This window comes from Flavobacterium gelidilacus DSM 15343 (assembly GCF_000422685.1).
In the GTDB taxonomy this organism is placed as follows: domain Bacteria; phylum Bacteroidota; class Bacteroidia; order Flavobacteriales; family Flavobacteriaceae; genus Flavobacterium; species Flavobacterium gelidilacus.
On record NZ_AUGN01000012.1, the window covers coordinates 1 to 17,697 of the forward strand.

General features: G+C 31.3%; 17 protein-coding genes and 1 pseudogene. 17 read left to right on the forward strand and 1 reads right to left on the reverse strand.

The window, feature by feature from the left end:
- Positions 1-752: hypothetical protein (locus tag G507_RS0107110; protein WP_026716051.1), on the reverse strand; the 752-nt coding region annotated here is incomplete at its 3' end.
- Positions 753-1,773: 1,021 nt separating this feature from the next.
- Between G507_RS0107110 and G507_RS0107120 the strand changes: the two genes are divergently transcribed.
- The 17 genes and pseudogenes from G507_RS0107120 (at position 1,774) to G507_RS0107200 (ending at position 17,688) form a co-directional block, all read left to right on the forward strand.
- Positions 1,774-3,018: a site-specific integrase gene (locus G507_RS0107120; RefSeq protein WP_026716858.1), complete on the forward strand. Its 1,245-nt coding sequence runs from the start codon at positions 1,774-1,776 to the stop codon at positions 3,016-3,018.
- A gap of 65 nt (positions 3,019-3,083) precedes the next feature.
- A complete protein-coding gene (locus G507_RS0107125) occupies positions 3,084-3,440 on the forward strand; it encodes a hypothetical protein (RefSeq protein ID WP_026716859.1) in 357 nt (118 codons plus the stop codon).
- A gap of 184 nt (positions 3,441-3,624) precedes the next feature.
- A pseudogene (locus G507_RS17990) lies at positions 3,625-4,263 on the forward strand (heavy-metal-associated domain-containing protein); the annotation flags it as partial.
- 138 nt (positions 4,264-4,401) lie between these two features.
- Positions 4,402-8,226, forward strand: a complete 3,825-nt coding sequence (locus tag G507_RS0107135) for an efflux RND transporter permease subunit (protein ID WP_026716860.1) — start codon at positions 4,402-4,404, stop codon at positions 8,224-8,226.
- Complete coding sequence (locus tag G507_RS0107140) at positions 8,219-9,439, forward strand: TolC family protein (protein ID WP_026716861.1); 1,221 nt, start codon at positions 8,219-8,221, stop codon at positions 9,437-9,439. Before G507_RS0107135 ends, G507_RS0107140 begins: the two co-directional genes overlap by 8 nt.
- A gap of 2 nt (positions 9,440-9,441) precedes the next feature.
- A complete protein-coding gene (locus G507_RS0107145) occupies positions 9,442-11,214 on the forward strand; it encodes an efflux RND transporter periplasmic adaptor subunit (RefSeq protein WP_026716862.1) in 1,773 nt (590 codons plus the stop codon).
- A gap of 27 nt (positions 11,215-11,241) precedes the next feature.
- Positions 11,242-11,862 carry a DUF3347 domain-containing protein gene (locus G507_RS0107150; protein ID WP_026716863.1) on the forward strand — a complete coding sequence of 207 codons (621 nt, stop codon included), beginning with the start codon at positions 11,242-11,244 and terminating at the stop codon, positions 11,860-11,862.
- On the forward strand, positions 11,863-12,312 hold the full coding sequence (locus G507_RS0107155; RefSeq protein ID WP_026716864.1) for a heme-binding domain-containing protein: 450 nt from the start codon (positions 11,863-11,865) through the stop codon (positions 12,310-12,312).
- Between the two features lie 63 nt (positions 12,313-12,375).
- Positions 12,376-12,849 (forward strand): DUF305 domain-containing protein, encoded by a 474-nt coding sequence (locus G507_RS0107160; RefSeq protein WP_026716865.1) that lies wholly within the window; start codon positions 12,376-12,378, stop codon positions 12,847-12,849.
- Positions 12,850-12,856: 7 nt separating this feature from the next.
- Positions 12,857-13,417, forward strand: a complete 561-nt coding sequence (locus G507_RS0107165) for a helix-turn-helix domain-containing protein (protein ID WP_026716866.1) — start codon at positions 12,857-12,859, stop codon at positions 13,415-13,417.
- A gap of 83 nt (positions 13,418-13,500) precedes the next feature.
- Positions 13,501-13,764, forward strand: a complete 264-nt coding sequence (locus G507_RS0107170) for a heavy-metal-associated domain-containing protein (RefSeq protein WP_026716867.1) — start codon at positions 13,501-13,503, stop codon at positions 13,762-13,764.
- Positions 13,765-14,219: 455 nt separating this feature from the next.
- Positions 14,220-14,894, forward strand: a complete 675-nt coding sequence (locus G507_RS0107175) for a WG repeat-containing protein (protein WP_084518947.1) — start codon at positions 14,220-14,222, stop codon at positions 14,892-14,894.
- A 256-nt stretch (positions 14,895-15,150) separates the two neighbouring features.
- Positions 15,151-15,405 (forward strand): hypothetical protein, encoded by a 255-nt coding sequence (locus tag G507_RS17880; RefSeq protein WP_245575602.1) that lies wholly within the window; start codon positions 15,151-15,153, stop codon positions 15,403-15,405.
- A 26-nt stretch (positions 15,406-15,431) separates the two neighbouring features.
- The gene (locus tag G507_RS0107185) at positions 15,432-15,701 is read left to right on the forward strand and encodes a hypothetical protein (RefSeq protein ID WP_026716870.1); all 270 of its coding nucleotides are present in this window, start codon (positions 15,432-15,434) and stop codon (positions 15,699-15,701) included.
- Positions 15,702-15,723: 22 nt separating this feature from the next.
- Positions 15,724-15,942: an SHOCT domain-containing protein gene (locus G507_RS0107190; protein ID WP_026716871.1), complete on the forward strand. Its 219-nt coding sequence runs from the start codon at positions 15,724-15,726 to the stop codon at positions 15,940-15,942.
- Positions 15,943-15,959: 17 nt separating this feature from the next.
- On the forward strand, positions 15,960-16,238 hold the full coding sequence (locus G507_RS0107195) for a DUF5676 family membrane protein (protein ID WP_026716872.1): 279 nt from the start codon (positions 15,960-15,962) through the stop codon (positions 16,236-16,238).
- 112 nt (positions 16,239-16,350) lie between these two features.
- Positions 16,351-17,688, forward strand: a complete 1,338-nt coding sequence (locus G507_RS0107200) for an APC family permease (protein WP_026716873.1) — start codon at positions 16,351-16,353, stop codon at positions 17,686-17,688.
- Positions 17,689-17,697: the final 9 nt, after the last annotated feature.

Consider the following 17,697-nt stretch of genomic DNA (forward strand, 5'->3'; position numbering starts at 1 on the left):
CCACTGTCAACTGCAGCCATCGATAATGGATTAAAAGCACCATTTTTCAATGAATACATTTGTCCATTAATCTCTTGGTAAAATTCAACACCTAAAGCCAAAAACAAAGGCTTAGTTGAGTTAGCCGTTACCACATTAGTCTGACTAATCACTGCAGTAGGAGTAGAGTCCCATGGCATGATAGGAGTTTCAGAAGTCGCAACCACAAAAGTTTCAGCTTCAAAATCTACCTCAGCACCTCCAGATATAATCTTAAAGTGAGTAGTTCCACTAGGAGCTGCAATCATGTTCCCTGGAACAAATGATGCAATATCCACTTTAACCTCTCCAGCCGCACGGTCAATACTTGCCACATAAGGAGCAAACAAAGAAGTTCCTAACTTCCCACGAATATTGAATTCAAAACCAAATAACAATTCAGCCTCTCCATCAATAACGTTTCTTAAACCTCTCTCACTCACCAAATCCGCTTGGATTACTTTAACCATTCTTTGAGTAAGTCTACTCACCATTCTACCATCGGCAGAATTTAAAAGTAACGGTCTAAGGGCCGTTCTTAAAAGCTTACCAGCTTTTCCAGCTCTACCAAATTCAGAACCATTCTCACGAGTTCTCTGAAACGCAGGATCACTTTTGATTCTACTAGCATCAATTCCACCTTTTTCACGAGCCAAGTGCCCATCTTGCGTTTTGTAAAAAGTAATATCTCCGATAGTACCTTTTAATTTAATTATGCCTTTCTGTCTAGCCATAACTTCAAATTTTTAATTAATAAATCAGTTAAAATCTCCTTCAATCACCATCACGTTGCAACTCTTAAAATTGATTTACATGCAAATTTTAGTCAAATTATATTATAACCCATAGTATGACTGTGCCATATGTCACAAATTGACACATATGTCATAAATCGACATAAAAGTCACTCAATATTTTAATTATGTTTAGGTAAATTTCCCTTTCTAAAAAGTGATTATTTTTTGTATTTTAGTAATTCAAAATAGTTTTTATAAACAGGGCTTTAAAGTAAGTCAAAGCCAAGTCAAAAGTATAGATAGTGTATGAAAAGTGAAAATAAGAGAGTATGTATTTACCCTAAAGACATACAACGCATTACAGGTAAAAGTTATCGTCAAAGTATAAGAGTCCTTCAAAAGATTAGAACAGACCTTAATAAGCTTCCAAATGAGGTTGTAAGTATTGAAGAGTTCTGTCAGTATACTAGTTTAAAATATGAACAAGTTGAACATTTAATTGTTGGTTAATTTTTAAAACTTATCTAGTTAGAAAATGAACGTTACTTGTCTAATAAATAGATAGCTAGCAAACCAAATTTTAATAATAATAATATAATTTGTAAATCTTTTTTAGTAAATTTGAGGTATCAACACAGTTGTGAAGAAATGCTGTGATTTGAAGGGGTACAATTAGGAGTACTTGAAAAAAATAATATATATAATTATTTATATATCAACTACATAGAACTAGGTAATCAATCCCTCTTTCTCCGCGAGCTGAAAAGCAAATGGAAACAAAACCCACTAAATTCAACGATTTAGTGGGTTTTTTCTTTTTAGGTTGTATCAAATTATTCATAAAATCTCAAAGTTTAGGTGTCTTTCGAGGTGTCACTAAAAAATTAAAATTTAAGTGACTCCTTTCAACAAAAAGCACCACTACATTAAGATGTTCAACAACATATTCAAAAATTGTACATCTTGTGTGTAGTTATTAAATAGAATAAATTTAGTAATAACTTTAAGGTCACCAATAATGAACACATCTGTATCAATTCTCTTTTATATAAAGAGAGCAAAAGTCAACACATTAGGAGTTTGTCCAATCTACACCAGAGTTACAATTAATGCTAAACGATTTGAGTTTAGTACTAATAAATACATCAATCCTGATAAATGGTCTAATGAAGGTACTAAAGTAAAGGGTTGCAATGAAGATGCTAGGACAATAAATAGTCATCTTGATTATTTAAAAAACCAAGTTTTAGAAGCTGAAAAAAGACTTTTCAAAAAAGACATTAGTATTTCTTCTGAAAATCTAAAAAATGAATTATTCGGATTATCTGAAAATAAACGCATGCTCGTTCCTATCTTCCAAGACCACAACAACAAAATAAAAGAATTAGTTGGTAAAGAGTACGCACCAGGAACATTAGAACGTTATACCACTTCATTAAAACATACTATAGAATTCATGCAATGGAAATACAATGTTTCCGATATTGATATTACCAAGATTGATCATGCTTTTATTACCGATTATGAATTCTGGTTAAGAAGCGTTCGCAATTGCGCTAATAACACAGCTGTAAAATACATCAAGAACTTCAATAAAATAATAAAGATTTGTTTGGCCAATAACTGGCTAGATAAAAATCCTTTCGCAAACTATAAATCGAAAGTTAAAGAAGTGGAACGAGTTTACCTCAACGAAACAGAGATTCAGTCTATAATTGAAAAAGACTTTAAAACTGAAAGACTGTCTTTAGTTCGAGATATATTCCTTTTTAGCTGCTTTACTGGTTTGGCTTACATAGATGTCAAAAACTTGACAAAGTCGCATATAAGCTTTGGTATAGATGGCGAGAAATGGATATTTACGCATAGACAGAAAACAGAATCCGCTTCTAAAATTCCAATCCTTCCCGTTACACAAATGATTATTGATAAATATGCAGATAATCCACAATGTTTAAATGAAGATAAGCTGCTTCCAATTTTATCCAATCAAAAAATGAACGCTTATTTAAAAGAAATTGCTGGAGTTTGTGAAATTGAAAAAGAATTAACCTTTCATATTGCACGACATACTTTTGCAACTACCGTAACACTTACTAATGGTGTGCCGATAGAAAGCGTTAGTAAAATGCTTGGTCATAAGAATTTAAGAACTACACAACATTATGCAAAAGTGTTAGATAGAAAAGTGAGTGATGATATGAGAATATTAAAAGAAAAATATAACTCAGTCAATGCAATCAAAAAGCAAATAACTAATTGATTTTAACATTTTTTTTATAGTTATTAATTTGTTTTGATTAACTTTGATATGTTTTATAACATTCAATGAAAAAATCATACTTCATATTTTTAGTACTTTTCGGAATATTTCTTATTCCGAATAATGCTATTGCATGTGGAAATGGTAATGATTCATGCGAAAAAGAAATAACTACTACTAAGACACATGAAAGAAGTTGCTGTGAAAATGATTCTGATGAAAAAGGATGTGAAGGAAGTTGTGGTCATTCTAAATGTGGTTGTGCTTCAACTTTTACAACTAGTTCTACTTCAATCTTCAATCAATTAAAATTTAATACTATTTTTAACTTTTCAACTATAACAAAAGTTAACTTTCATTATACCATACCTTCGCTTTCAGAGGGTTATTCTTCAATATGGCTTATTCCTAAAATAAGCTAAAATTACTATTTGACAGCCATACTTATGTCAATTTTATAGCGATTGCTATATATTTAAAAGCAGCTTAAAATATAACTTCCATGCATTTTACATGTTTGTCTTATTTTTCCAGCAATCAATTATTCAAAACTTATTTAAAAAACAAATTCAAAAAAAGATTTTTTTGAATACAAAATCATATAAAATGAAAAAATCATTATTAAAAGTAATGTTAGCAATTGTTGTATTGTTATCAACGACAATGAATGCACAAATAAAAAACACCAAAACAGAAGAAGTAAAAATTTCTGGAAACTGTGGTATGTGTAAAAAAACTATTGAAAAAGCAGGTAATATTAAAGATATCGCTTCAGTAGATTGGAATAAAGAAACTAAAATAGCAACATTAATTTATGATGCAAAAAAAACAAATCAAGAAGAAATTTTGAAGCGTATTGCTTCTGCTGGCTATGATAGTGAAAAAATTTCAGCACCTGACGCTATTTATAATAATTTACCTGGATGTTGCCAATATGATAGAACTGCAAAAGAAAATAGTAAAGATTCTAAAACTGTAGCTACCATAGAAAAAGTTGAAACTGTGAAAATTTCAGGAAACTGTGGAATGTGTAAAAAGACTATTGAAAAAGCAGGAACTATTGAAGGGATTTCAAAAGTAGAATGGAATAAAGAAACTAAAATCGCAACTTTAACCTATGATGATACTAAAACTAATAAGGATGAAATACTTAAACGTATAGCTAAAGCTGGATATGACTCAGAACTTTTTAAAGCAAAAGACAAAGATTATGACAACCTTCCGGGATGTTGTCAATATGATAGAGAATAATTGTGCTTTAATAATTAATAACTAACCTATTCTTCCATTGTGCAACTACTTTGGAAGAATATTTAGAAAGTGTTGACTAAAAATAAATTAGTAAGCTATTAACTTTTTCATTGGTTAAAATGACATATTCAAATGTTAAATAAAATAATAAAATATTTTCTAGAAAATAAATTAGTAGCTGTACTTATACTAACAGTTATAATTGTTTGGGGTATTGCTACAGCACCTTTTAATTGGAATGTACCCTTTGTTCCATCGGATTCTGTTGCGGTTGATGCTATTCCTGATATTGGTGAAAACCAACAAATTGTTTTTACTCAATGGCAAGGCAGATCTCCTCAAGATATTGAAGACCAAATATCTTATCCATTAACCACTTATTTATTAGGAATTCCTGGTGTAAAATCGATTAGAAGTAATTCCATTTTTGGTTTTTCAAGTATCTATATCATTTTCGATGATGATATTGAATTTTACTGGTCTAGATCCAGAATACTTGAAAAGTTAAACTCATTACCCAACAGTTTATTACCTGAAAATGTAAAACCATCACTAGGTCCAGATGCAACAGCACTAGGACAAGTATACTGGTACACGGTCGAAGGAAGAGATAAAGAGGGTAACCCAACGGGTGGATGGGATTTACAAGAAATTAGAACGGCACAAGATTTCTATATAAAGTACGGACTAAATGCTGTAAAAGGAGTTTCTGAAGTTGCATCAATTGGAGGTTTCGTTAAAGAATACCAAGTTGATGTTAATCCAGATGCGTTAAAGGCATATAATATAAGTTTGATGCAGGTAATGACAGCTGTACAAAAATCAAACAAAGATGTTGGTGCAAAAACAATAGAAATAAACCAAGCCGAATATTTAGTTAGAGGTTTAGGTTATGTAAAAAAAGTAGAAGACATTGAGCTAGCAGTTGTTGCTGTTAAAGATAATGTGCCTATTCGTATTAAAGATATTGGTGTAGTTGCATTAGGGCCAGAAACAAGAAGAGGAATCTTAGATAAAGGTGGTGCTGAAGCCGTAGGAGGTGTTGTAATTGCTCGTTATGGTTCTAACCCATTAGAAGTAATTAATGGAGTTAAAACAAAAATTAACGAAATCGCTTCAGGATTACCTAAAAAAACTTTAGCCAATGGTGTAGAAAGTCAATTAACGATTATTCCTTTTTATGACCGTACAGAATTAATTCAAGAAACGATAGGAACATTAGAAACAGCTCTTTCTCATGAAGTTTTAATTAGTATAATTGTTGTTTTGCTTTTGGTTTTTAATTTAAGAGCCTCTTTAATTATTTCAAGTTTGTTACCTGTTGGTGTACTATTAACTTTTATAGTAATGCGATATGCTGGTGTAGATGCCAATGTAGTAGCTTTATCCGGAATTGCTATTGCAATTGGAGTCATGGTGGATGTTGGAATTATTTTTGTCGAAAACATAATTCGGCACCTTGAAATGCCAGAGAATCATGGAGTAAAAGGAGCAAAATTAATGCAAGTAATTTATGAAGCAACTACCGAAGTTGTTTCAGCAATTTCAACAGCTTTAGCCACAACAGTAGTGAGTTTTATCCCAGTTTTTGCAATGGAATCTGCCGAAGGTAAGTTATTTAGACCTTTAGCTTTTACCAAAACTTTTGCATTGTTAGGTGCTTTTGTATTAGGATTAGTCATACTACCTTCTTTAGCTAATTATATTTTTGGAATTGATTTTGATAAAAAAAGAGTAAAACGTTTTTGGGGATATGTGTTTATTTCTGGAGGAATTCTATTAAGTATTTATTTCAAAATTTGGCTTCCTTTAGCTTTAACTTTAATGGGCTTTTATGATATTTTCAATCATAAAATTCCTCAAAAATTTCAACCCTATACAAAACATTTTAATTTAGTAATAGTTTTATTTATAGTCTCTTTTTTCCTTACGGAAGAATGGATGCCATTAGGTCCACAAATAAGTGTAATTGGTAATTATTTATTCGTTATTGCTCTTTTAGGGATAATATTGTCAGCCCTTTTAACGATTGTCAATTCTTATGAAAGAGTACTTCGATGGTGTTTAGAAAACAAAGGGAAGTTCATGTTGCTGCCTCTGGTTACTTTGCTTTTCGGACTTTTAGTATGGATTGGTTTTGATAGTACTTTTGGTGTGGTAGCAAAAGGTTTTGACAAATTAGGTTGGAATATTCGAAATTCGAAAGTTTGGTCTGTTCCATCACACATTTTCCCAGGAATAGGTTCTGAATTTATGCCAACACTTAATGAAGGAAGTTATTTATTAATGCCAACCTCAATGCCACATGCTGGTGTAGAACAAAATAGAAAAGTGGTTGGGCAGCTCGATATGATTCTAAATCATATTCCCGAAGTAGATATGGCTGTTGGAAAATTAGGTCGTGTAGAAAGTGCCTTAGATCCTGCTCCAATTTCTATGTATGAGAATATCATCAATTACAAACCAGAATTTATTTTGGATACCAAAGGACATAGAATGCGTTTTAAAACAGATGATGATAATCGTTTTATTACCAAATCTGGGGATAGTCTAACACATGACCAAGCTCTAAAACAAGCTATTTCAATTAAGAATTTAATTCCAGATGAAGAGGGTACTTTCTATAGAAATTGGCGCGATATTATTAAATCACCTGATGATATTTGGAATGAAATTGTAAATGCTTCAAAAATACCAGGTGTTACATCAGCTCCAAAACTGCAACCTATTGAAACGCGTTTAGTAATGCTTCAAACAGGTATGAGAGCTCCTATGGGTATAAAAGTTTTTGGTCCAGATTTAAAAACAATTGAAGAGTTTGGATTAAAACTTGAATCAATACTTAAAGAAGTTCCTTCTGTAAAAAAAGAAGCTGTTTTTGCGGACAGAATCGTTGGGAAACCATATTTACATCTAAACATTGACCGTGAAAAAATTGCACGTTTTGGCTTAAATGTGGAAGATATTCAACAAACAATAGAAACAGCTATTGGAGGTATGAAAATAGCATCAACCGTTGAAGGCAGAGAACGTTATCCAATAAGAGTTCGTTATCCAAGGGAATTAAGAGATAGTCCAGAAGCATTAGGTAAAATTTTAGTAGCAACCCCTACTGGAGCACAAATTCCATTAGGACAATTAGTCCAATTTGAATACAAAAAAGGACCACAAGCCATTAAAAGTGAAGATACTTTTTTAGTGGGTTTCGTTTTATTTGATAAAAATGATACTTATGCAGAAGTTGATGTAGTGAATGATGCACAAAAAGCTATTCAATCTAAAATTGATTCGGGCGAATTAAAAGTTCCACAAGGTATTAATTATAAATTTTCAGGAAGTTACGAAAACCAAATTCGAGCAATGAAAAGACTTTCCATTGTAATTCCTATTTGTTTAGTGGTTATCTTCTTATTACTATACTTCCAGTTCAAAACCATTATTGCATCTTCTATCCATTTCTCTGGTGTATTTGTCGCGTTTGCAGGTGGTTTTATAATGCTTTGGTTATACGGTCAAGATTGGTTTATGAATTTTGCAATTGCAGATGTAAACATGCGTGATTTATTCCAAATACACACAATCAATTTAAGTGTAGCAGTTTGGGTAGGTTTTATTGCTTTATTTGGAATTGCAACAGATGATGGTGTAATTATGGGAACTTACATACATCAAGTCTTTGAAGAAAAAAATCCACAAACTGTTACTGATGTGAGAGAAGCTGTAGTTGAAGCTGGTAAAAAAAGAGTAAGACCTGCAATGATGACTGCCGCTGTTGCAATTATTGCTTTACTTCCTGTATTAACCTCAACGGGTAAAGGTTCTGATATTATGATACCAATGGCAATACCAACATTCGGTGGAATGTCAATACAAATCATGACCATGTTTGTTGTACCAGTATTACAAGCATATTGGAGAGAAACGGTAATAAAAAATAAAGAAAAAAGAAATGCGTAAACTATTAATTATTTCAATCTTGTTTTTTGCTTTTAGCGCAAAAGGTCAATCTATAAACGATTATTTTTTAATCGCTACAGAAAATAATCCTGAGCTAAAAGCAAAGTATAAAGAGTTTGAAGCTTCCATGCAAAGAATACCGCAAGTAAGTTCTTTACCAGATCCAAATCTTTCGATAGGTTATTTTATTTCACCCGTAGAAACAAGACTTGGTCCTCAAAATATGCGATTCTCACTGTCGCAAATGTTTCCTTGGTTTGGGACTTTAAAAGCTCAAAAAAATGTGGCAACTTTAATGGCAGAAAGTAAATACCAAGCTTTTTTAAATACTAAAAACCAATTATTTTCTCAAGTTGCAGCAGTTTATTATCCATTATACGAATTGGTTAAGCTTCAAAATATTGAACAAGAAAACATCAAAATTCTAGAATCATACAAAAATATTGCCAATGCAAAATTTGAAAACGGAAAAGGAAATTTAGTAGATGTTTTGCGTGTAGATATTATGATAAAAGATGCACAAACTAATCTAGAGATTTTAAATAAAAAAGAACCTGCACTTATATCATGGCTTAATAGTATTTTAAATCGAAAGTACGACGAAAAAATTGTGGTGTCTCAAGAAATAGAAGTAATCGAATTACCGTTTCAATATCGTAAAGATTCTATTGCCACAAATCCATTATTGCAAGAATTGGAACTTAAAAAACAAGCTTCAGATGTAGCTATTGAAGTTGCAAGAAAACAAGGGTTACCTAAATTAGGCTTGGGACTAGATTATGTTTTAGTTGGTAAAGGAATGAATAATTTTCCCGATTCTGGTAAAGATGTTATTATGCCTATGGTAACCTTTAGTTTGCCAATTTTTAGAAAAAAATACAAGGCAGCAACTAATGAGGCAAAGCTGATGCAAGAAAGTTATTCTTTTCAAAAGGAAGCGTATGAAAACAAATTGAATGGCACCTATTATAAACTTGTTTTTGAATTGGAGAAAGAACGTGATTTATTAAAACTATATGAAGGGCAAGTTACAACACTTTCCAAAAGTTTAAATCTATTATTAGCATATTATAGCAATGCAAACAAAGACTTTGAAGAAGTATTGCGTATGCAACAAGAACTTTTAAAGTACCAAAAAATGCAGTTGTCAAGTATAAGTACATTTTATATAAAATTAGCTGAATTAGATTATTTAACAGCAAAACAATTTTAATCATGAACATAGATAAAAAAACAAAAATAGTAGCGTTAGTAACTTTAATTATAGGGGTTTTACTAGGGGCTTTGATATTTGGAGGAAATTCTAATGAAGAAGAACAAAAAACAGAAATGTCTTCAAAAGCAGAAGTTTGGACATGTTCTATGCATCCACAAATTAGACAACCAGAACCTGGTGATTGCCCAATATGTGGAATGGACTTAATACCATTAGCATCAGATAATGATGCAGCTGATCCAGATGCAATTAGTATGTCAGAATCAGCAATGATTATTGCAGGTGTCTCTACTTATAAAGTTGGAAATACAGATGGAATTAAGGAGATTTCTTTAAACGGTAAAATTGAAGTTAATGAAAAAACTGTATACAGTCAATCCTCTCATATTCCCGGTCGTATTGAAAAAATTCAAGTGTCATTCGTTGGCGAATACGTTAAAAAAGGACAAGTCGTTGCTTACATATATTCACCAGAATTAGCAAGTGCACAACAAGAACTTATTGAAGCTTATAGTGTAAAAGACATTCAACCGCAATTATTCGAATCGGTTAAAACGAAATTGAAAAATTGGAAAGTGTCAGATGCAACTATTAATAGTATTATTTCATCAGGCAAAACACAAGATAAATTTCCTATTTACGCAGATGTTTCAGGTTATATTATTAAAAAAAATGTAGAGCTTGGAGATTATTTGCAAAAAGGGCAAACCCTGTATGATGTTGCAGATTTATCAACCGTTTGGGTACTATTTGAAATATACGAATCCGATATGGCATATATCAAAAAAGGAAATAAAGTGAGTTATACGGTAGCATCTTTTCCTGGAGAAACCTTTTCGGGAACAATTGCATTTATCGATCCATTTATAAACCCAATGACACGAATTGCAAAAGCTAGAGTTGAAGTTGCAAATTCAGGGTTAAAGTTTAAACCTGAAATGTTTGTTTCTGGAACAATACAAACGAAAGTAGATTCTAAAAAGGCAACATTAAGTGTACCTAAATCGGCTGTGATGTGGACAGGAAAACGTTCCATTGTCTACATCAAAAATGAATCCGAAAAAGGTATTTCTTTCAAATTAAGAGAAGTCACTTTAGGGCCATTATTGGGTAATGAATACATAATTGAAGAAGGTTTAGATATAGGTGAAGAAATAGTTGCAAACGGAACGTTCAATGTTGATGCTGCTGCACAATTAGCAGGCAAACCAAGCATGATGAATCTTGAAGGTGGAAAAGTAAATACAGGTCACAATCATGGTGACGCTACTATGACAATGAGTGATGACAAAAAAGTTGTGTTAAAAGAAGAAAAAACCACTATTAGTGCAGAAGCTAAAAAAGTATTACAACCTTTATATAAAAGTTATTTTGAATTAAAAGATGCCTTAACAAAAGATGATTTTAATTCGGCTAAAAAAGCCTTGTTAGAATTGGAAAAATCGTTTGGCAAAGTAAACATGAGTGTATTCAAAGGAGAATCTCATAAAGTATGGATGAATTATCAAACAGAGCTGAAAAAGCAGACACTTCATGCTACACATATAAAAAACATTAAGGAATTAAGAATGTCATTCGAACCAATTTCAAATGTAATGATAGCAATGACAAAGGCTTTTAATCCTTTAAATGAGAGTGCATACGTTCAGTTTTGTCCTATGGCTAATAGTGATAAAGGTGCAAATTGGTTAAGTAAAGAGAATAAAGTAGTTAACCCATATTTTGGAGCATCCATGATAAAATGTGGAGAAGTAAAAGAAACAATTAAATAAATTAATAATTAAATAAATTTAAAAATCATGAAAAAAGTAATCGGAATTTTAGTAGTAGCTTTAATAAGCGTAACCATTTCTTGTAAAGAAAATAAAGAACAAGAAAATATGGATGGCACCAAGCATAACGAAGAAATGCAAATGGAATCTCACGAAGGACATGACCATTCTAATGGGGAAGAAACTAGTCAAAGAGAAATTACTCAAAACAATACTAAAAATGGTGAAACAGCAGCCATATTAGATGCTTATTTTGAAATCAAAAATGGTCTAGTTGCAGATAGTAAAGAGAAAACAGCATCAGGAGGCAATAATCTTTTAGTCGCAATTTCAAAATTTGATATGTCAAAACTTTCAGAAGAAGCACATAAAGAATATATGGAAATTGAAGAAAGTGCTAAAGAACATGCTGAGCATATTGTAAAAAGTGATATCGACCACCAAAGAGAACATTTTGAAGGCTTAAGTACTGACATCACTGATTTAGTAGCGCTTCTTGGAACGGACAAGGTGGTGTATCAAGATTTTTGCCCAATGGCAAATAACAACAAAGGTGCGCTTTGGTTAAGTGAAGTAAAAGAAATTAAAAACCCTTATTATGGTTCAAAAATGCTAAAATGTGGAAGTATCAAAAAGCAAATTAACTAAATGAAATCTTTTAAAATCAGTTTATTGGTTTTACTGATTGTGTTTGTGGGAATTCAATTTATTCCCACAAAACGCAATCAAAGTGAGAACGTACCCAAGACCGATTTTATAATCGTAAATAATGCACCAAAAAATATTAAAAATACCTTTCAAACTTCATGTTATGATTGTCATAGCAACAATACATCATATCCTTGGTACAATAAAGTACAACCAGTTGCTTGGCTTTTAGAAAATCACATTGAAGAAGGTAAAGCAGAATTAAATTTTAGTGAATGGGATAATTATTCAGATAGAAGAAAAAAGAGTAAATTAAAGTCAATTATAAGCCAAATTGAGGATAATGAAATGCCTCTGTCATCATATACAATTATTCACAAAAACGCCAATCTTTCCAATCAACAAAAAAGCGAAATTATAGATTGGATAAGTAAATTAGATATGAAATAATATTAGGATTCAATTGATTAGCAAAAATATATAAAAACAACTATTTAATAAAAAAATAAAAACATGGAAGAAAATAACATGCACACAAAGAAAAACCCTTATATTAAGTTTGCCATAATAATGGCTGTTTCATTCGTAATAATGTATTCGGTCATGTTTTTAAATGTTGAGACATTTAGCCATATATTTAATAGTATTACTCGATTTTACATGACAACTTTAATGATAACTACTATGGCAATATCAATGTTATTATTTATGTGGAAAATGTATCCAAATCGTAAAATCAATTTTGGCATAATTGCATTTGCAGCTGTTTCTTTTTTTGGAACTTTATACCTGTTACGAACCCAAACTTTTATTACAGATATTCAATATATGAAAGCAATGATTCCACATCATTCATCAGCTATAATGACGAGTAGTAATGTTGATTTTAAAGATCCTGAACTCAAAAAATTAGCAGAAGATATCATCATCGCTCAAGAAAAAGAGATTAATCAGATGAAAGAAATGATTAACCGATTAGAAAAATAAAGAAATTATGAAAATTTTTATCAAAAACATGGTTTGTTATCGTTGTAAATTGATGGTAAAATCTGAGTTAGAAAAACTTGGACTTCACCCTATCATTATCGATATGGGCGAAATTACACTCAAAGAAAAATCTATTTATATGGTAAAAGATGAATTGATTAAAAATCTAGAATCAATGGGATTAGAACTCATGGACGACAAAAGAAGCCAAACCATTGAAAAAATAAAAATCTTAATTTTAGATTTAATAAATCATTCAGAAGTAGTTTTAAAAATAAATTTATCTAATTATCTTAGTGAACAACTTAACCAAAATTATCATTATTTAAGTAATCTTTTTACAGAAGCAAACGGTACAACAATTGAACATTATTTTATTACTCAAAAAATAGAACGTGCCAAAGAATTATTAATATTCGATGAACATTCATTGAGCGAAATTGCATATCAACTTAATTATAGTAGTGTAGCTCATTTAAGTAAACAATTTAAAAAAATTACAGGTTTAACTGCTACTCATTTTAAAAAACTTAAAATTAAAAAACGTAAACTACCTGAAAATCTGTAAATTATACCAAACATATACAAAGTTGTACAACATAAAATACTAGTTTCAGACGGATATTTGATGTATTAATTTTAAACAAAAAAATGATACATTCTTACAATATTACCGGAATGAGTTGCGATGGTTGTCGTAGCAAAGTAGAAAAAAATTTAAATACTATTAATGGTGTTAAAGCTAAAGTTTCGTTAAATCCACCAGTAGCTACAATAACAATGGAGAAACATGTTCCTACTGAACAGTTACAAGCAGCATTAACAACTGCAGGAGAATACACTATAACAATGGCTACTGTCACAAATACTGCACCTCAGAAAGAAGACAACCCTATTAAAAAATCATGTTGTTAAAAACCAATACATAGCACTCCATCAAAGTAGTCAATAGAGAAGCAACATTTAATTCTCATTCTTTATTCATCACTAACTACTCATTCATGGTGTCACAACAATATTCAAAACCCTTGTAGTGTTACCGAAAATCAGAAAATAAAAGACAGAAAGATTTTTTGACAGTTAGTCTATGGAGGCAGTTGAAGTTTCTAAAAGTGAAGAAATCACAATGATGTTAAAAAGAGATATATTCCATAATTAGATTCAAAACTGGTAAATCAGATAGTAACTCGATTTACACAAATTGTATTATATATTTTAAATGTAATATTCTCTATTTTAATTAAATAAGAATACAAAGATTATTAATATAATATTTTACACAAAGTTATTATCGTAATTTTCTAAAATAGAACGGAAGTTGTTCAAAAAATATAATCTTAAAATCAATATACTAGATTAATTTAAACAATATGAAAACACTAATAATTATTTTATCAGCAATTGGGCTATTCAGTTTAAACAGTTGCAATCAAAAAAAAGATGTAAAAACCAAGCTTAAAAATGCTGAAATAAAGAACGAAATCATTAAAAACATTGCAGAGAATATAGATTATATCTCACCTTATCACAATAGTGTTGCAGCAGTCAAAAAGGGAAGTAATTGGGGATTTATGGATAAAAAAGGTGCTATCGTCATCAATTTTAGAGAGGATTTGGTTTCCACCGAAATAAACAATGATAATTATCCAATTTTTAGTAATGAAAGATGTCTCATCAGCAAAGAAAAAGATGGTATCCCATATTTTGGATACATAGATAAATCGGGTAAAACAGTTATTGAGCCTCAGTTTCTAAATGCTACTAATTTCAATAAAAATGCAGCGATTGTATTAAAGTTGGTAAAAGAAAAATTAGGTACAAATGAATTAATGAAAAACGTGGTGAGCTACGAATACTTCGAAGTAGTTATTGATAAGGATGGAAAAACAGGTCAATATTTAAGCGAAGAACCTATACACATTACGCTAGCCAATCAGAATATGAAAGACAAACCTGTAATTACCTCAAAATTTATTGCTGATAACCTAATTGCTATCAGGAATAAAAGTAACAATTGGACAATAAAAAAAATCAACGAAAAATAGGAAAAAACGCAATAAAAACAACAATTAATTAAAATCAAATAATATGAAAACACTGGTAATTATTTTTTCGGTAATTGGTTTGCTAACATTTAACAGTTGCAACCAGAAAACAGACACTAAAGCTATTTTAGATAACCCTGATTCAAGAAAGGAAATTTTTAGCACTATTGCTGGAGACCATGATTTAATGACGGAATTCATGGAAGATATGCACGGTAATAATCATGCAATGCAAATGATGCAGGGCAACAAAAAAATGATGGACTCTATGATGCAAGGAGAAGGTATGCAAATGATGATGAAAGATAGTACAATGATGAACGGAATGATGAACGACAGCAAGATGATGGGTAATATGATGAAAATGATGAACGAAAAAGGTATGATGAGTAAAGAATGTATGGAATCTTGCACAAAGATGATGAGCGAAAAAGGAATGGATATGAAGGGAATGAACAAGATGGGTAATATGGATGCTTCAGCTAAAGAAGACCATTTAGAACATCATTAATTTTTTAATAACTAAAACTTAAATCAATGAAAAAAAATCACTGGATATGGATGATTATAGGTTGTGGATTACCACTCCTCTTCATCTTTTTAGCACCTTCTTTTGGTTTTGGAGGCGGTTCATCACTCTTTATTTTTATCCTTTTTATGTTTGCCTGTCATCTATTTATGCCTCACGGGTCACATAGTCATACTGGTCATAACCATTCCCAACATGGGCAAAAGCAACAAGAACATAATAAAGAAATACCTAGCGTAAAATCTAAAGAAGAACATAAAGATCATCAACATCACTAAAAACAACTTAAAACTTAAAATTATGCACGATTACGATGGAAATTACGGAGGAATGCACCTTATTTGGTGGATTATTTGGATGATTTTTATAATATGGATTTTCGCAACTCCATGGAATATTCCAGGACAGAGAGCAAAAAAAGATTCACCACTTGATATTTTAAAAAAACGTTTTGCTAAAGGTGAGATATCAAAGGAAGAATATGAAGAATCTAAAAAGTTATTAAAATCAGAAAACTAATTTAAAACCAAAATACTATGTTACAAATAAACGTGAAAAAACTCGGTTTTGCTTTCGGTTTTACGGGAGCACTACTATATTTAGGATGTATAATTGTTATGTTAACTGCGGGTAAAGAAGGAACTGTTACTTTCTTCAACAACCTTTTACATGGCCTAGACACTTCTAGCATCATAAGAATGGATGTACCATTATTAGATGCATTCTTTGGCATTATACAAACGTTCATCTTAGGATGGCTTGTAGGTGCTTGCGTTGCAGCTTTTTATAACGCACAGATTAATGTTATAAAATAGGAATGCTATTTGGATTTGTGAAGCTCGTTTGATTTATAAGTTAGTAATATTAGTAATAACTGTAAATAGTTATAAAATATGAAAAACAATCAAACAAAGAAATAGTCTTATGATAAAAAACACCAAAGATAAAAACAATAAACTTTCACTAATAGGTTCAATATCTCTTGGAACGGGTGCGATGATTGGCGCTGGCATATTCGTCCTTATGGGACAAATAGCAGAACTAGTGGGCGATTTATTTCCTATTGCTTTTATCGCAGGTGCCATTGTCGTAGGTTTCAGTTCTTATTCCTACGTCAAGTTCTCAAATGCGTTCCCTTCTTCAGGTGGTGTAGTCAAATTTTTAAATAAATCGTATGGTCCAGGAACTACAACTGGTGTCTTTTCATTATTGATGTACGTCTCAATGGTCGTTTCACAGAGTTTGGTAGCGGGTACATTTGGGGCTTACACACTTCGATTATTCCCAGAGCGTTTTGCCAGTTTTGCTTCCATTCTTGGTATACTTCTTTTGGTAATCGTATTTATCGTGAATATTTTAGGAAACAAAGTCATTGGAACAACAGCTACTTTTACAGCTGTCATAAAAGTATTCGGTATCGCATTACTTGCAATTGCAGGTTTAATAGTTTCAGGATTTCCAGATATTACTGGAAATTACATCCCAAAAAATACTGAAAAATTGCCAATCGGAATTGGTTTCGTTGCTTCATTAGCATTAGCAATTCTAGCATATAAAGGATTCACTACTATTACAAATCAAGGTGGAGATATAGCAAACCCTAACAAAAACCTAGGACGATCTATAATAGCATCTATTCTTATTTGTACTATTATTTATGTTGCCTTAGCACTTGCCGTTGCGGGAGGATTAAGCATTCCTGAAATCATCAAAGCAAAAGATTACGCTTTAGCTGCAGCAGCAGAACCTGTGTTTGGAAAATGGGGTACTTGGATTACCGTAACCATCGCAATTGTTGCAACCTTTTCAGGTGTCATTGCAAGTGTGTTTTCTTCCTCTCGTCTATTGGAAATGTTAAGTAACATGAAACAAGTCCCCTCTTTAAAAAGACTTGGGAACTTTAAAAACCCTGCACTTATATTCACAGTTTCCCTCGCAATTTTATTAACATTCTTGTTCGATTTAACGAGAATCGCATCTATTGGAATTATTTTTTATCTAATTATGGATATTGCAATCCATTGGGGACTTTTCCGTCATCTTAAAAAGGAAGTAGATTTTATACCTATCATTCCGCTTATCGCAATCGTTATGGATATAGTAGTTCTTTCAGCATTTTTATACGTAAAATACATAAACGATCCTTTGGTGCTAATTGTAGCAGCAATTGGAATTATTCTAATGATTATTTCGGAACGTTTTTTTATGATTTCGCATACAGATGATGATGGGGAAATGCAAATGGGAATGGACACTAATGATTAATTTAAAAAT

Excerpts from the sequence above, each read along its gene's own strand:
- G507_RS0107195 (WP_026716872.1), top strand. The coding sequence starts at position 15,960 with ATGTTACAAATAAACGTGAAAAAACTCGGTTTTGCTTTCGGTTTTACG.
- G507_RS0107140 (WP_026716861.1), top strand. The coding sequence starts at position 8,219 with ATGCGTAAACTATTAATTATTTCAATCTTGTTTTTTGCTTTTAGCGCA.
- G507_RS0107170 (WP_026716867.1), top strand. The coding sequence starts at position 13,501 with ATGATACATTCTTACAATATTACCGGAATGAGTTGCGATGGTTGTCGT.
- G507_RS0107190 (WP_026716871.1), top strand. The coding sequence starts at position 15,724 with ATGCACGATTACGATGGAAATTACGGAGGAATGCACCTTATTTGGTGG.
- G507_RS17880 (WP_245575602.1), top strand. The coding sequence starts at position 15,151 with ATGATGGACTCTATGATGCAAGGAGAAGGTATGCAAATGATGATGAAA.
- G507_RS0107165 (WP_026716866.1), top strand. The coding sequence starts at position 12,857 with ATGAAAATTTTTATCAAAAACATGGTTTGTTATCGTTGTAAATTGATG.
- G507_RS0107155 (WP_026716864.1), top strand. The coding sequence starts at position 11,863 with ATGAAATCTTTTAAAATCAGTTTATTGGTTTTACTGATTGTGTTTGTG.
- G507_RS0107120 (WP_026716858.1), top strand. The coding sequence starts at position 1,774 with ATGAACACATCTGTATCAATTCTCTTTTATATAAAGAGAGCAAAAGTC.
- G507_RS0107135 (WP_026716860.1), top strand. The coding sequence starts at position 4,402 with ATGTTAAATAAAATAATAAAATATTTTCTAGAAAATAAATTAGTAGCT.
- G507_RS0107125 (WP_026716859.1), top strand. The coding sequence starts at position 3,084 with ATGAAAAAATCATACTTCATATTTTTAGTACTTTTCGGAATATTTCTT.
- G507_RS0107160 (WP_026716865.1), top strand. The coding sequence starts at position 12,376 with ATGGAAGAAAATAACATGCACACAAAGAAAAACCCTTATATTAAGTTT.
- G507_RS0107150 (WP_026716863.1), top strand. The coding sequence starts at position 11,242 with ATGAAAAAAGTAATCGGAATTTTAGTAGTAGCTTTAATAAGCGTAACC.
- G507_RS0107185 (WP_026716870.1), top strand. The coding sequence starts at position 15,432 with ATGAAAAAAAATCACTGGATATGGATGATTATAGGTTGTGGATTACCA.
- G507_RS0107175 (WP_084518947.1), top strand. The coding sequence starts at position 14,220 with ATGAAAACACTAATAATTATTTTATCAGCAATTGGGCTATTCAGTTTA.
- G507_RS0107145 (WP_026716862.1), top strand. The coding sequence starts at position 9,442 with ATGAACATAGATAAAAAAACAAAAATAGTAGCGTTAGTAACTTTAATT.